Here is a 14815-nt window from a genome sequence, read left to right as displayed (position 1 = left end):
CGACACTCGACCACCGACACCGGTGCCGGGCCCGTGGCGAACCTGCCACCTCACAACCCGAGCGGCGTCAGCGGCCCGAACCCAATAATGCCCGTAGTGTCAGAGCAAATGAATCGCACCGACCGTATGTACGCGATCGTGGAAGAGTTGCGGGCGATCGCCCCGCGACCTCGCAGTGCCGCCTGGCTGGCCGGCCGGTTCGAGGTGAGCACCCGCACCGTCGAACGCGACATCAGCGCGCTCCAGCAGAGCGGCGTGCCGGTCTGGGCCGAACCCGGGCGCACCGGCGGCTACTGCCTCGATGCGGCCATGACCCTGCCGCCGGTGAACTTCAGCCCGGACGAAGCCGTTGCCCTCGCGGTGGCGTTGCGCGGCCTGTCCGGCACACCGTTCCACCAGGCCGGCAACACCGCGCTGCGCAAGCTGCTGGTGGCCATGCGGGAGACGGACGCGCACGACGCGACCGAGCTGGCGGCACGCATCCACTTCGTCGGCGCGCGCCCCGAAGCGCCACCGATCCCGGCGGTACTCACCCAGGCAGTCACGGCCCGCCATGTTCTGCGGCTGCGCTACACCGACCGCATGGGCACCAGCACCGTGCGGGATGTCGAGCCGCTCGGGTACGTCGGCTCCACCACCGGCTGGTACCTGCTCGGCTGGTGCCGGCTGCGCGTGGGCATCCGGGCCTTCAAGCTCGACCGCATCGACCGGGTCACGGCCACCGCCGAACGCGCACCCCGGCGCACCGTGCGGCCCGACGAGATCCAGGTGCCCGACGGAGACCTGCTCACCCTCACGCTGCTCTGACGATGACGTCGGAGAAACACCGACATAGGGCTGTCGCTCCCGCCCGTAAGCATGGTGAGTGTCGCCGATGCCCCGCGCGCCTTGACCCGAAAGAGCAGCCCCCCATGAACCTCGTCTCCCTCCGCCTGATCACCGATGACGTCGACCGGCTGGTCACGTTCTACGAAACCATTACCGGACTCACCGCCGACCGACCGAACGCTGAGTTCGCGGAACTCCGCACCCACAACGGCACCTTGGCCATCGGGAGCACTCGCACCGTCGCCATCTTCGGGCCCGGTTCTGCCCGCCCGGCCGACAATCACTCCGCCATCGTCGAGTTCCTGGTGGCCGATGTGGACGCGCTCAGCGCGAGGCTCGCCGCCGGCGGCATCGAGCTACTCGGCGAACCGCGCGACCTGCCCTGGGGCAACAGATCCCAGCTGGTGCGGGATCCCGACGGCACCCTGGTGAACCTCTTCACGCCGGTGACCGCCGCCGCGATCGCCAAATTCGCGGCGGCCGGCGTCTGACAGACCGGGCAAGTTGGTCAGTCGAGCAGGACACCGCTGACCGGGCCTCGGGAAGTGGGGTGTCGCATCCACCGACACTGGTGCCGGGACGCGCCCTGCGCGCCTGATCGCCTGGTCGTCAGGGCGCTCCTCGTCCGCCGAGGTGGGCTACGCTCGCCGGAACGTCATCCGCCAGTTCGTCTCCCACGACAGGCCGGCATCGTTCGAGAACGCCTGTTGCCAGGTGGGCTCTGCTCCGGTCGCATCCCAGATGAAGCGCACACGAATGGGCACCCCGTGCAGCACGTCCTCGGCCAGGAAGGTGCCGATCCCGTCGGCGAACGCCCCACGCACGGGCGTATCGAGCGCGGTCGGATTGCGGCCGTCGAGCCACCAGATCGACCATTCGGCATCCGCCACGGAGTACGAGCGGAGGGCGGCGGCGCGAAAGTCGCCCGTCGAATGCTGGAGGAGGTTGTCTTCGACGTTGCCGAACCCGCCCAGAATGGTGCGCGTGCTGGAGAGCCCATCGAAGGTGGTCCAGGTATCGGCGCCACTGAAGATGCCGTCCAGCTTTTCGTGCCGAACCGTCCAGTCGCCGAGGATGAAGTCGAAATCGGAGGGGGCCTGCGGGCCGTTCGTCGACATAAGACCGTCCTTTGCTCGAAGCGCGATGTGCCGGGCCGGGTCACGCCTCGCCAATCGAATGAGGGAGCTCGGATGCCCCGGCCCTGACAACCTTCCCAGTTCCAGAGGCCGCCCCCAAGGCCACTTGGCGGCGAGAGTGCTGGACCACTGCAGTGAGCTAGCGAGCACTGCCGCTGAGCCGCGACCACTGCAGCGGTCGTGCTCCCAAGCCTGCGCAGTGCGCCCCGTGTGGCTGAATGCGCCCCCTATAGCTGGCGCATCCAGCCACACGAGGTGCAGCGAAGCCCCGACGGATGTGCGGCGCCCGGGCCGGCCGCCCCATGGCGGGTCAGTCGGTTCGAGACGCCGCCACCCGAATGGCCTGGGCGAGATCGCCGGGGCGGCTCCACATCGGCCAGTGGCCCGTCGGGAGGTCGATGACGTCGAGGTGCTCGAGGCTCGCAACCTCGGCGAACATGGGATGGCCGGATCGGGCCAGCTCCAGCATCTGCGCGCTCGGGATCGAGCAGCACACCAGGGTGGTCGGAACCGCGCGCCGGGCATCGTTCGTGAGCTCGAGGGGCTGACGAAGCACGGGGCCCGGCTCCGGGACCGCTCGGGCCCGGAAACGCTCGAGAGCCTCGGCGCTCAGCCCTTCGAGGCTCGCCTGCGGGGGGAAAGCGTCGAAGGGCGGCAGCGGAAGCTCCGTCATCCCCTCCGGTAGATCGGCAGCGAAGACGCTTCCCGGGGCTACCGGCCCGGAGTCGACCCACACCACTCGCCGCACAAGCTCCGGGTGCCGGTCGAGCACGAGGCTCACGGGAAAGTTCGCCCCGCTGTGAGCGACGATGATCGCGGGCTGGTCCTGGGAGACCCCGAGTCGAGCGAAGAGATCCAGGATCGCGGTGGCTTGATCGTCGAGGGTCTTCGTCGCCCGCTCGGGATCGTCCCCGTCGAGACCGGGCAGGGTCATCGCGACGGCCCGCGCGTGGTCGGTTGTCAGGTGGTCAAGGACGTCATCCCACGCCCACGCGCCGAGCCAGTGGCCCGCGATGAGAACGATGGTGGGACTGCTCGTTGTAGTTGTCATGTCACTACTCTCGTAGGCGCTACCGGCAGGTGTATGTCACTATTTATGTCATGAATTTGCGGCGGGCCGAACGATGAAGCGAACTGAACGGCTCCACGCGTTGTCGGAGATGCTACGCCGCAACGGCTCACGGGGCTGCTCCGCCGACAGGCTGGCGAGAGAGTTCGACGTCTCCGTGCGCACGGTCAAGAGAGACCTCGCCGCGCTCGAGCGCAGCGGTGCACCTCTGTGGTCGCGCCCAGGTCCGGGTGGCGGCTACGGACTTGCCGTCGGCGCATCCCTGCCACCGGTCAGTCTGTCCCCGGCCCAGGCCGTGGCGCTCCTGGCAGCCGTGTCTGCTGCGCCCGATGCCCCCTACGCCGATCTGGCTTCGGCCGGCATCCAGAAGATCCTGGACGTGCTCGACCCCCGAACCCGAGCGCGAGCCGACGAATTAGCCGGCCGAGTCTGGGTCAACGCGCCTCCCTCCTCCTCCCGCGCGATCAGGTCGGCACTGGAGGAGGCGATGGCCGAGCAGCGAGTGATCCGGCTTCGCTACACAGCGGCAGACGGGACCACCACCACACGCGACGTCGAACCCGTGCTCTTCGCCTCCACGAACGGCCAGTGGTACCTGGTTGGGTGGTGCCAGCTCCGCAATGTAATGCGCTGGTTCACCGTGTCGCGTATCGAGCGCGCCAGCGTCACCAAGGCGGCCTGCAACGGCCACACCCTCCAGGAGGTCGGAGAGCCCCCGGCGAACGCCAGACCGGTGCACGCGCGCGGCGAGTGACGAGGGAGCCCGGGTGGTGCCTGGGCCCGTTCAGTGCGCCCCCTGTGGCCGGATGCGCCAGCTATAGCTGGCGCATCCGGCCATACGAGGTGCAGCGAAGCCCGGCTCGGCTGCCCCGGCTACTTCGGCGCCGCCCCGATCGACCAGATCCGGTTGGGCTGGGTGCCGTTGACGACGTAATCACCCACGATCCGCGCCTTGAATACCCACGGGTTGTGGCTGGCCGCGGTGCGGGCATTGCGCCAGTGCCGGTCCAGGTTCTTCGACCGGGACACCCCTGACGCGGCCAGCGCATCGAAGATATCGGAGGTGGCCCGGGTCGCCAGCGCCACCAAGACCACCTGCGCCTGCGCGGTCGCCAGCTCGGCGAGGTCGTTGAGCCGTTCCTCCTCGACCACATCACTCAGGAACGCGCCCTCGAAAGCCCCCTGCAGTGCCCAGGCCGCCTTCTCCACGATCGCCTCGGCGGCGAACGCCTGCGCGGACACCTCGCCCACCACCTGGAGAATCTGCGGGTCGGTGGCGAATGATTGCGAGTTGCCGTGCGAGAAGATGCGGGTGCGGGCCTTCACCTCGGCCGCGATCTCCACCTCGGCGGCCTTGACCGTGCCGGCCAGCACCGCCAGCAGCACCGCCTGGTAGAACGCGGTCTGATACTTGAACCGGGTGTCGAAGTCGATCACGTTCTCTTCGGTCACGAGGGCATCCACGAAGGTACTGGTGCCGCTGCCGGTGGTGCGCTGACCGAAGCCGTCCCAGTCGTCGCTGTGCGTGACCCCGGGCTGGTGCGCGTTCACCACGGCGATCACGTTCTTGCCGGTGTCGCCCACCTGGGCGAAGGTGTCGATCCAGTCCGCGAAGATGCTGCCGGTGGAGTAGTACTTGGTTCCGTTCACGACCAGTTCGCCGGGCTTGCCGCCCACCGCCGGGCGCACCCGGGTGATGACATCGCCCACGGTGACGCTGCCCACCTCGGTCCAGGAGTTGCCCACGATCTCACCCCGCACGAACCGGGCCAGCCACACGTCCCGCTGAGCGCCGGATGCCACGAGACGGTCCTCGACGAACGCGAAGTGGCCGCGCAGCGCCTGGGCGATGTTCGAGTCCGCCGCGGCCAGCTCGGTGAGCAGCCGAAACAACTGCGGCAGGCTGGCGCCGAGCCCACCGTCGGCGACGGGCACGCGCAGGGCACCGAAGCCGGCCGCCGTGAGTTCCTTGATCTGCTCGGCGGGCAGCCGGTGATCCTGCTCCCGAGCGGATGCGCCCGCGGCGATCCGGGCGAAAACCGGCCGGAAACGCGCGGCCAGGCCGGCGAAGTCGACGGGGGCAACGGTGGAGGAGGTGAGGGTGCTCATGCACAGGACACTAGGGCAGTGGCTCCTGAAGCCGGGGCGAGATTACGGTTCGTGTCTGCCCACGGTGAGGTGACTATGCGCCGGCCAGGAGAGCGAAATATCCCGGAACCTGCTGCGAGTGGCCGCTCGCGTTCATGGGAGTCACTTCGATGTGCGCCGGGCCGTCCGCGATCAACTGCCAGTCAGCGTCCGGAAACGTGTTCTGCCGTTCCTGCACACCGAAATGGCCCGGGCGGGGCAGGTTCTCCAGGGCCCTTTGCAACTGCGGTGGCATGCTTCGCCGGGTGGCGCCCAGCTGTTGCAGGTAGGCAAGACTGCTTCCGGGGAAGTTGGTTTCGGCAAGGAATACCCGACCACTATCCCCGACAACGGTGCGGAGGTTGGCAGCCAATCTGGATTGCTTGTCGGGCTTGAGCACATGAAAAACTCCGCGGACAAACACATTGGCGGGCCCGACCAATTCCAGCAGGCGCTCTCCCACGCCTGCCTCCGTTGCATCCATCACCATGAAGTCAACGTTGTGGAGGCCTGCTGCTTCGCGTCTCGCCAGCTCGATCGCGCCGACGGATACGTCGATCCCGACAACGCTGGGGAACAGACCAGCAAGCCAGCGGGTATTGGTTCCGTTGCCACACCCAACGTCGATGACGGGAAGAGCCGGATTGAAATGGCCCATGAGGACGTCGGTGTACTGCTCGTGCTCGGTCTGGGACCCGGAGTCCCACAGCACGTCTCCCGAACGGCCCGTGGTGAGGATTCCGCGCCAGTACCCGTCCCACGCCACTGACGGGTCCTTCGGTGCCCGGGAGGTGAGGCGTACCACCGTCGGGACGAGTAGCATCCGCTCCCAAAGCTTTGACATGCTCTCACTCTACTGACGGTGCGCGCGCCTCTTGAGCCTTCCCATAACCGTCTCGGGCGGTAGCGGGCGGTCATAGAAATAGCCTTGTCCGTACAGGCAGCCCAGGGTCTGCAAGAGAGCCGCCTGTTCGGCGGTCTCAATGCCTTCCACGATCGCCTTCAGCCCCGCCGAGTGAATCAGTTGAAGAATGGCGGCGACGAATTTTTGCTGCTGAGGGTCGGACACCATGTCCTGAATGAGGGAACGGTCGACCTTCACTGTGTCTGCTGGAAGCGTTCGAAGATAGCTGATGGACGAATAGCCGGTGCCGAAGTCGTCAATTTGCAGACCCACTCCGAGATCCCGCAGCTCGCCCAGAACCTGTTCTTCCGCAGTTCCCTTCGACATCAACACGGACTCGGTGATCTCCAGAACCAATCGCTGCGGAGCCACGTGATTGCGAGCGAGCGTCTCGGTGACATCTTCCAGCAGGTCACTGCGAAGCAGTTCGACGGCGGAGAGATTGATGTGAAGACAGAAGTCTGTGAGCTCAGGCTCGGTTGCGCTCCAGCGCCGTAGCTGGGCGACTCCTTCGTGCAGCACCCACCGCCCCACCTCCAGGATCAGACCGGTTTCTTCCGCGATGCGGATGAAGCTATCCGGCATGATGAGTCCGCGCACCGGATGGTGCCACCGAAGGAGCGCTTCGAAACCGATGACTGTTCCTGTGCCCAGTTCGACCACCGGCTGGTAACACAGGGCCAGTTCGCCGCCGGCGACGGCCGTACGAAGTTCGGCTGTTATGCGGGCGCGTTCACGAACGCTTTCGAGCATGTCGGGGTGGAAGAACTGGATGTTGTTGCGGCCTCGCGCCTTTGCCTGATACATGGCGATGTCAGCATCCCGAATCAGCGACTCAGCTGGAAGGCCCGGCGTGCCTATGCGCACTCCGATGCTGGCCATCGCCCAGACGGTTTCGGTTCCTACCCGCACGCTGTCCTGAAGCTGCGCCGACGCCCGGTGCGCAATGGCGAGCACTTCGTCTTCCGTCGCGTCGGTGAGGAGGATGGCGAACTCATCCCCACCCAGACGTGCCACGGTATCGACGGCACGTACGGCGCACTGGAGGCGTCGGGCAACTTCGATCAGAACGGCATCGCCGGCCCCGTGGCCCAGAGCGTCATTGACGGCTTTGAAAGAATCCACGTCCAGCACCAGCACAGCCGGGGGTTTTCCACTGTCCTTGCTGGCCGCGATCGCCTCGTGGATTCGCTCGTTGAGCAGGGTCCTGTTCGCAAGACCCGTGAGGTCATCAGTCTTGGCCATCTGTTCCAGCTCAGCCTGAGTTCGCTGCAGCATGGCGGTACGGTCGGAAACCCGCTGTTCCAGATCTGAGTAGATGTAGCTGAGTTCCTCGGCGAGGAGGTTGACGCCCGTGATCACAGCGTCGATGTCATCCCTCAACTCCGACGGTTCTATGCGTGCGTCCAACTCGCCGGCGGCTAAACGGACAACACCGTCCACCAACTGCTGCAAGCGGGGGTCATCGACGCCTTGTGCCGAGCTCATATCGCCCAAAGACGCACCCCGCAGAGCGATTCTGGAGGCTCAGACACCGGCGGTGAGCCATTCCATGGCTTCGCTGCGCGAGGTGAAGAACCGAGTCGGGCACGGCGGCACATGCACTCCGAGAAAGAAGTTCGCCAAGACTCGGTCGACAGGTGATTTGCCCAAGAGCGCAATGCGTGAGGCGCTGCAGGGAATCGACCACACGGCCCTGGCCTCACGGCTCACCGAACCGACCGCTGCCATATCTACGAGCATGCCCCGCCGCTCGGTCCCGCACGCGTCGTTCACTTTCGCCATCGCGGCTTGGGCGTCTTCGACCTGAATGTGAACCCCGGGCCGCCAGCGCAGATGAAGAAGGCCGTCTACTGCTTCGAGAGTCTCTTTTGCGCCGTTTGCATCGACCTGGCCCATTGCAACGTCCTCCCCCCGAGCACGCAGCCGAACAGTTCAGCCACGCCTCAAGGCTACTCGTGTGCCGTTGCGAAATTCATCATTCATGGATGTGGCTGGTTCGAGTGGAGAGGCTGAACGGCTGAACGAGGTCGCCCCGAGGCCCCGAGTAGGGCATCGCACCACTCAGTGCGCCTCGTGTGGCTGGATGCGCCACCTATAGCGGGCGCATCCAGCCGCACGAGGTGCAGCGAACTCTCCGCCTCCACGAGCGGCCAACCCTTGCAGCGTCCCCTCCGTCACGTCGCGATGGAAGCGCGTGTGCATGCCCATGGGTGGGTCACGCGCCGTCAGCGACCCGGCCGGCCGCGGCGGCGACCTCGGCAAACGCCGCACGCAGTTCGGGTGGAGCCAACACCGTCAACGGCCGGTTGAGCAGCAACAGCCAGCGTGTCATCGCGCCGTAGGTGTCGGCGACTCTAGAACGACCGCCACAACGCCGGTACCGACGCCCGTCCAGCTCACGTCAGATCGGGCACCACGCTGGGCCGGTCGGGTGACGCGCGCACCGATGTGGGCAGACGAGTCAGGCGCTGGGCCACGTCGCGGCGAGCCTCGGCCCCTTCCGCGAGGATGTAGGAGAGTTCGGCCGGCCGAAGGGGCGAAATTCCCACAAGGTGTACCGTGCCATTCGGGATGTCGACGCTCACCGGAACGTCGTCCACGGGAAGGCCGAGGAGCACCCCGAGGGTTCCGTCCTCATCGAGCCAGTCCGCGGGTGCCGAGCTTCCGGGCAGGCTCAGCGACAGGGCCCCGTAGCGCTCCAACTGTGGGCCGAGTTCGACACGCATGGATGCGATGTTCTGCGCTACCTCATACACGGTCTCGAACGGCCACAGGCTACCCAGATCGCTCACCGGGGTGTCCGCGAACAGGGTCGAGCAGAAGTACACCTCCGCGCCCAGTCCGGGGCCGGCCGCAGGGTCATCGAGATCGGGGTCGGCGAGTCCATCGGAGGCCACGATCGCCAAACCGTCTGCGCGGGTGACTTTTCTGAAGGCCTGTCGAAGACCCGGCCACTGCGGACCTCCCATAAACGCAGGGTTGATCAAGTGGGCGACGACATAGGGATCGACCGTCCCGACAGACGACCACGCAGCATCCCTGGCCGCGATAACAGCTGCCAGCTCCGAACTCGTGTCATCACCGCCCGGTGACTCGGCGCCACCCTCCGGTGACGTGTTCTTCTTCCGCCCAAATCCGAACATGAGTCATCCCCTCAACCACACTTGTTACGAATCGCTCACTCTATCGGCCAGAGGGCATTCACCCCTGAAGGTCATACCTGAAACGAGTCCTCATGGCCGCGCAGGATCGCGCGCAGCTCGCGCCCGCAAATCTCAGCTGCGCGTGCCCACCACCACAAAGAGCTCGCGGCACCGCCGCGGTCAAGCTGCTCGCCGATGTGCCCGACAACGCCGGCCGGGGCCTGCCGACCCAGCGTCCGATGATCGTGGTGCTCGACCCGGTTCAACGGTACTCCCGGCCGCGCGCGGTCATCGGCTGGTCGAGCCTGACCCGCTGGTCGAGCCTGACCCGCTGGTCGAGCCTGACCCGCTGGTCGAGCCTGACCCGCTGGTCGAGCCTGTCGAGACCCCGTGAGGTGCTGCACACCGGGTTTCGACAAGCTCAACCAGCGAACATGACCGGCTCGGCGTCACCCGCGGGAGTAGTCGGCGAGGTCCGGGCCCGGATGCAGCACGGCGTTGACGATGGCCCGGATGGCGAACTCGCTGGCCTCGGCCAGCTCGATCTCCTGCGGATGAAGCAGCCATTGCAGCTGCAGTCCGTCCATCACCGCGAGGATGCTCGCCGAGGCGGCGTCGATCGTCGACGGCTCCGCGACGCCCTCCTGTGCGCACAACACGCGGAACGCCTCCGCGACCTCGCCTCGCAGCGTCGAGTACCGGCGCTCGAAAAACGAGCGTGCCGGGTGATCATCGGTGACGGACTCCGCGGAGAGCACCGTGTACACCTGCACGATGCCGGCCCGGCGCGAGTTCACGACAGCGGTGCGCACCAGATGCAGGAAGAGCTCCGGCCCATCCGGGATGTGCTGTTCGTCCAGGTCGGCGACGTCGGTCTGGTCGCGGTAGGCGAGCATCTCGAGGAGCAGATTCTGCTTCGACCCGAAGTGGTGCAGCACCCCGGCGTGGGTGATGTCCACCTGTTCGGCGATGTCGGCGAGAGTTCCGTTCGCGTAGCCGCGATTGCCGAAGATGTCGATCGCGGCGTCGAGAATCTCGGTGCGTTTGCGCTGGGTGGCAGGCCTGGGGCGGGGGGTATGGCCCGTGTTTTCGTTGCTCACGGCACTCCCTTCGACGATGAATTTGTTGTGCGAAACCACACACTTGTCATGTTACTGACTTGTTGGTAACGTCTGTCCTAATTACTTACTTACCAGCAAGTAAGTTAACTCGGAATGGGCACCATGGCGGTGCATCACCAAAGGAGAAGCAATGAGGCTTAAATCCACATTCATCGGGATCGGGATGGTGGCGGCTCTGGCCCTCACCGGCTGCAGCGCAGACACGGGCACCGCATCAAAGCCCGAGTCCGGAGCGGCACTGACCATCGCGAAGCCCGACGGCGCCATCGCCACGGAGTCGAACAACCCGTGGATCGGTGATTCCTCGGCGAACAAGCTCGGCTACAAGAACGTGGTCTTCGAGCCCCTCGCCATGGTGAACGCCGTCGGAGAGAACGAGACCACTCCCTGGCTGGCCGAGAAGGTCGAATGGAACGCGGACTTCACGCAGCTCACGGTCACCCCGCGCACCGGCGTCACCTGGAACGACGGGGAGGACTTCACCGCCGACGACGTCGTGTTCTCCTTCAACATGATCCGCAACACGCCCGCCTTCGACACGGGCAACCTGCAGCTGACCGACATTGTGAAGGACGGCGAGAACGTCGTGCTCACCTTCGCCGAGTCGAAGTTCGTCAAGCAGGCCCAGGTGCTGCACATCCCGATGGTGCCCGAGCACATCTGGGCCGACATCGCCGACCCCACCACCGAGACCAACCCCAACCCCGTGGGCACCGGCCCGTACACGCTGGAGAGCTTCAGTAGCCAGTCCGTCACCATGACGGCCCGCGACGACTACTGGGGCGGCGACCTCGCCGTGCCCACCCTGTACTACGTCTCCTACAACGACAACACGGCGCTCACCACGGCCCTCGCCAACGGCGACGCCGACTGGGCGCAGGCCTTCATCCCCAACGTGGAGAGCGCCTTCGTCAACAAGGACCCCGAGCACAACGTGTTCTGGGCCGCCAACGTGCTGGCCCCCGACGTGCTCTTCCTCAACCACCAGCAGAAGCCGTTCAACAACGTCGCCTTCCGCCAGGCCGTCAACATCGTCATCGACCGTGCGGCGCACACCGAGATCGCCCGCGAGAAGGCCGGCCCCGAACTGTCGTCGGTGACCGGCATGCCCACCCCCGTCGGTGACAAGTACATCGCTCCCCAGTACGAGGGCGAAGAGTTCTCGATGGACGTCGAGGGTGCTCGCGCGATCCTCGAAGAGGCGGGTTACACCTGGGCCAAAGACGCCCTGATCGACCCCGATGGCGAACCCGTCTCGTTCACCCTCGAGGTTCCGCAGGGCTGGAACGACTACGTCACCGGCATCAGTCTCATCGCCGACCAGGTGACCAAGACCCTCGGCGCCGACGCCAAGGTGAACACCCCCGACGCCGACACCTGGTGGGCCAATAAGCGCTCCGGCAACTTCGACGCCATCATGCACTGGACCGACAGCGGAACCACGCCGTACGACCTCTACTCCGACACCATGGACGGCCGTTGGCTGCTGGCCGGCGACGAGGTGGACTACAACTTCGGCCGCTACGAGAACCCCCGGGCCACCGAACTGCTGAACACCTACGCCACCGCGGCCACCGATGAGGAGCGCACCGCGGCGCTCGACGAGATCCAGACCATCTTCGTCGATGACGTGCCGGTGATCCCGGTCGGCACCCACCCGGTGCTGGGCGAGTACAACACCCGCAACTACGTGGGCTGGCCCAGCGAAGACGACCAGTACGCCACCGCCGACCCCGTGCAGGTCACCGTGCCGCTGATCCTCACCAAACTGACACCGGCCAAGTAGCTCGAATCGACGACGGGGCGGATGCACGCGCATCCGCCCCTGAATCGCCGACCTTCACGAAAGCGACGACCCCCAATGTCAGACCCCCTGCTCTCCGTGCGCGATTTCTCGATCGAGTACGACGTCGACCCGCCCGTCAAAGCGGTCAAGAACATCACCCTCGAACTGCAACGCGGTGAGATCCTCGGGCTCGCCGGCGAAAGCGGATGCGGCAAGACCACCCTCGCCTACGGCCTGCAGCGCCTGCTGCGCGCGCCCGCTGTCATCACGGGTGGCAGCGTCACCTTCCACGACTCGTCCGGGGTCGACATCGATGTCAACGCCCTCGACCTCGAGGAGATGCGCCGGTTCCGTTGGGACAAGATCTCGATGGTCTTCCAGGGCGCGATGAACGCGCTCAACCCCGTCACCACCATCGGCGCCCAACTCGACGACGTCTTCCGGGTGCACCGCCCCGACCTGAGCCGGCGGGAGCGCCGGGCCGCGTGCGAGGAACTCCTGGAGCTGGTGGCCGTGGGCCGCGAGCGCATCCGCTCGTACCCGCACGAGCTCTCCGGCGGCATGCGCCAACGCGTGATGATCGCCATGGCGCTGGCACTCCGCCCGCAGCTGATGGTCATGGACGAACCGACCACCGCCCTGGACGTGTTGGTGCAGCGCGAGATCCTGCGCCAGATCTCCCAGCTGCGCCACGAATTCGGCTTCTCGGTGATCTTCATCACCCACGACCTGCCGCTGCTGCTGGAGATCAGCGACCGCATCGCGGTGATGCGTGAGGGCGAGATCATCGAACTCGCCCCCGCACGAGACCTCTGGGAACACCCGCAACACGAATACACCAAGACGCTGCTGGCGTCGTTTCCCCGCCTCACCGGCGAGAGGGGAGTGCTGGTCCGATGACCACGCTCGAGTTTGTCAACGTCTCCAAGCGCTACCGGGTGCGCGGCGCCTCGTCGATGCTCGCCCTCGACGACGTGAGCTTCACCCTGCACGACCGCGAGACCATCGCCCTGGTCGGCCAGTCCGGCAGCGGCAAGTCCACCATCGCCAAGATCCTCACCCAGCTGGAGACGCCCACCAGCGGGCAGGTGCTGCTGAACGGCCAGCCCATCCCGCGCCACGGCAAGGGCCTCCGCCGCTACCGGCAGACGCTGCGGATGATCTTCCAGGACCCGTTCGCGTCGCTGAACCCCTACCACTCCATCCGCTACCACCTCGAGCGTCCCCTGCAGCTCGACAACGTCGTGCCCAAAGCCCAGATCGAGGCCGAGGTGCGGCGACTGCTCGAACGGGTGCGCCTGGACCCGGGCGCGGTCATCGACCGGCGCCCGCACGAGCTCTCCGGCGGGCAGCGCCAACGCGTCGCCATCGCCCGCGCGCTGGCCTCCCGGCCGGCGCTGCTCGTCGCGGATGAGCCGGTGTCGATGCTCGACGTCTCCATCCGTCTCGGGGTGCTCACCCTGCTCGCCGATCTACAGCGCGAGGAGGGCCTGGGCGTGCTCTACATCACCCACGACCTCGCCACCGCCCGGCACTTCAGCGACCAGATCATGGTGCTGCACCACGGCCGGGTCGTCGAACACGGCCCCGCTGACGACGTCATCCTCAACCCCCAGCACGAATACACCCGGGAGCTCCGCGCGGCCTCGCCCGACCCGGAAAAGCACTTCGCCGCATCCGGCCGCCCCGAGGGAGGTGTCGCATGAAGATCCCGGTACGTTTCATCGCCAGCCGCACCGCGTTCTACCTGTTCACGGCGTTCGCGGCGATCACCATCAACTTCTTCCTGCCCCGCATGATGGCCGGCGACCCCGTCACCGCCTACATGCAGCGCAACGCCGGCCAGATCACCCCCGAGGCCGAACGCTCCCTGCGCATCCTCTTCGGCCTCGACGAGAACACCTCGGTCTGGGACCAGTACACGAGCTACTGGGGTCTCCTGTTCAGCGGAGACCTCGGCCGTTCCTTCTCCAACGGCCTCGCCCCGGTGGGGGAGGTCATCTCCTCGGCCCTGCCGTGGACCCTCGGCCTGGTCGGCATCGCCACCATCGTGTCGTTCCTGCTCGGCACCGCCACCGGTGCCCTGATCGGCTGGCGCCGCGGCAGCAAAGCCGACGTGATCGTGCCGATTTCCACGTTCTTCAGCACCGTGCCGTACTTCTGGCTCGGGCTGATCGCCATCGCCGTCTTTTCGTCGACCCTGGGCTGGTTCCCCGCCTCGCACGCCTACGACAAGGGCGCCTCACCCGAGCTCACCGCCGACTTCATCGGTCAGGTGATCGCCCACGGCGCGCTGCCCGCGATCACGATCGTGATCGCGTCGCTCGGCGGCTGGATCCTCGGCATGCGCAACATGATGCTCACCGTGCTCGACGAGGACTACATCACCGTGGCGCAGGCCAAGGGCATGCCCAACCGGCGGGTGCTCTGGAACTACGCCGCCCGCAACGCCATGCTGCCGCAGCTGTCCAGCTTCGCGCTGTCGATCGGTTTCATCGTGGGCGGCACCATCGTGATGGAGATGGTCTTCTCCTATCCCGGCATCGGCAAGCTGTTGCTGGATGCCACCAACGCCAAGGACTACCCGCTCATGCAGGGCGTCTTCCTCATCATCACGATGGCGGTGCTGTGTGCGAACATCCTCGCCGACGTCGCCTACGCCATCCTCGATCCCCGCACACGCCAGACGGAGGCCTGA

The 14815-nt window shown here is 66.3% G+C and carries 15 protein-coding genes; 7 read left to right on the top strand and 8 right to left on the bottom strand.

Annotated features, from left to right (window positions below):
- The first annotated feature begins 108 nt into the window (after window positions 1-108).
- Both PA27867_RS13210 and PA27867_RS13205 read left to right on the top strand, forming a co-directional pair.
- Window positions 109-807: a helix-turn-helix transcriptional regulator gene (locus PA27867_RS13210; RefSeq protein WP_066597070.1), complete on the top strand. Its 699-nt coding sequence runs from the start codon at window positions 109-111 to the stop codon at window positions 805-807.
- Window positions 808-911: 104 nt separating this feature from the next.
- Window positions 912-1319 (top strand): VOC family protein, encoded by a 408-nt coding sequence (locus PA27867_RS13205; protein ID WP_066597065.1) that lies wholly within the window; start codon window positions 912-914, stop codon window positions 1317-1319.
- Window positions 1320-1466: 147 nt separating this feature from the next.
- Here the strand turns inward: PA27867_RS13205 and PA27867_RS13200 are convergent, their stop codons facing one another.
- Both PA27867_RS13200 and PA27867_RS13195 read right to left on the bottom strand, forming a co-directional pair.
- Entirely contained in the window at window positions 1467-1946 is a 480-nt protein-coding gene (locus PA27867_RS13200; protein ID WP_066597061.1) for a DUF1579 domain-containing protein, read from the bottom strand.
- Between the two features lie 328 nt (window positions 1947-2274).
- On the bottom strand, window positions 2275-3015 hold the full coding sequence (locus PA27867_RS13195; protein ID WP_066597060.1) for an alpha/beta fold hydrolase: 741 nt from the start codon (window positions 3013-3015) through the stop codon (window positions 2275-2277).
- 73 nt (window positions 3016-3088) lie between these two features.
- On the opposite strand from PA27867_RS13195, the gene PA27867_RS13190 reads away from it, so the two are divergent.
- Window positions 3089-3787 (top strand): helix-turn-helix transcriptional regulator, encoded by a 699-nt coding sequence (locus PA27867_RS13190; RefSeq protein WP_066597059.1) that lies wholly within the window; start codon window positions 3089-3091, stop codon window positions 3785-3787.
- 119 nt (window positions 3788-3906) lie between these two features.
- On the opposite strand, the gene PA27867_RS13185 is transcribed toward PA27867_RS13190, so the two are convergent.
- The 6 genes from PA27867_RS13185 to PA27867_RS13160 all read right to left on the bottom strand — a co-directional run bounded on the left by PA27867_RS13185 (window position 3907) and on the right by PA27867_RS13160 (window position 10310).
- Complete coding sequence (locus tag PA27867_RS13185; RefSeq protein ID WP_066597058.1) at window positions 3907-5142, bottom strand: acyl-CoA dehydrogenase family protein; 1236 nt, start codon at window positions 5140-5142, stop codon at window positions 3907-3909.
- Between the two features lie 73 nt (window positions 5143-5215).
- Window positions 5216-6004 (bottom strand): class I SAM-dependent methyltransferase, encoded by a 789-nt coding sequence (locus tag PA27867_RS13180; RefSeq protein ID WP_066597057.1) that lies wholly within the window; start codon window positions 6002-6004, stop codon window positions 5216-5218.
- Between the two features lie 9 nt (window positions 6005-6013).
- On the bottom strand, window positions 6014-7552 hold the full coding sequence (locus PA27867_RS13175; RefSeq protein ID WP_066597056.1) for a putative bifunctional diguanylate cyclase/phosphodiesterase: 1539 nt from the start codon (window positions 7550-7552) through the stop codon (window positions 6014-6016).
- Window positions 7553-7591: 39 nt separating this feature from the next.
- Complete coding sequence (locus PA27867_RS13170; RefSeq protein ID WP_066597055.1) at window positions 7592-7963, bottom strand: STAS/SEC14 domain-containing protein; 372 nt, start codon at window positions 7961-7963, stop codon at window positions 7592-7594.
- 500 nt (window positions 7964-8463) lie between these two features.
- Window positions 8464-8964 carry a hypothetical protein gene (locus tag PA27867_RS13165; RefSeq protein WP_157109228.1) on the bottom strand — a complete coding sequence of 167 codons (501 nt, stop codon included), beginning with the start codon at window positions 8962-8964 and terminating at the stop codon, window positions 8464-8466.
- A gap of 695 nt (window positions 8965-9659) precedes the next feature.
- Window positions 9660-10310 (bottom strand): TetR/AcrR family transcriptional regulator, encoded by a 651-nt coding sequence (locus tag PA27867_RS13160; RefSeq protein WP_066599908.1) that lies wholly within the window; start codon window positions 10308-10310, stop codon window positions 9660-9662.
- Window positions 10311-10461: 151 nt separating this feature from the next.
- On the opposite strand from PA27867_RS13160, the gene PA27867_RS13155 reads away from it, so the two are divergent.
- The 4 genes from PA27867_RS13155 to PA27867_RS13140 all read left to right on the top strand — a co-directional run bounded on the left by PA27867_RS13155 (window position 10462) and on the right by PA27867_RS13140 (window position 14815).
- The gene (locus tag PA27867_RS13155) at window positions 10462-12117 is read left to right on the top strand and encodes an ABC transporter substrate-binding protein (RefSeq protein ID WP_066597051.1); all 1656 of its coding nucleotides are present in this window, start codon (window positions 10462-10464) and stop codon (window positions 12115-12117) included.
- A 75-nt stretch (window positions 12118-12192) separates the two neighbouring features.
- Window positions 12193-13017 carry an ABC transporter ATP-binding protein gene (locus PA27867_RS13150; RefSeq protein ID WP_066597049.1) on the top strand — a complete coding sequence of 275 codons (825 nt, stop codon included), beginning with the start codon at window positions 12193-12195 and terminating at the stop codon, window positions 13015-13017.
- Window positions 13014-13823, top strand: a complete 810-nt coding sequence (locus tag PA27867_RS13145; RefSeq protein WP_066597047.1) for an ABC transporter ATP-binding protein — start codon at window positions 13014-13016, stop codon at window positions 13821-13823. The genes PA27867_RS13150 and PA27867_RS13145 overlap by 4 nt, the downstream gene beginning before the upstream one ends.
- A complete protein-coding gene (locus PA27867_RS13140; RefSeq protein ID WP_066597045.1) occupies window positions 13820-14815 on the top strand; it encodes an ABC transporter permease in 996 nt (331 codons plus the stop codon). The genes PA27867_RS13145 and PA27867_RS13140 overlap by 4 nt, the downstream gene beginning before the upstream one ends.

It is taken from the genome of Cryobacterium arcticum (assembly GCF_001679725.1).
GTDB classification, from domain to species: domain Bacteria; phylum Actinomycetota; class Actinomycetes; order Actinomycetales; family Microbacteriaceae; genus Cryobacterium; species Cryobacterium arcticum_A.
The sequence above is the reverse complement of the archived record's forward strand: the minus strand, read 5'-3'. Positions and strand labels throughout refer to the sequence as shown.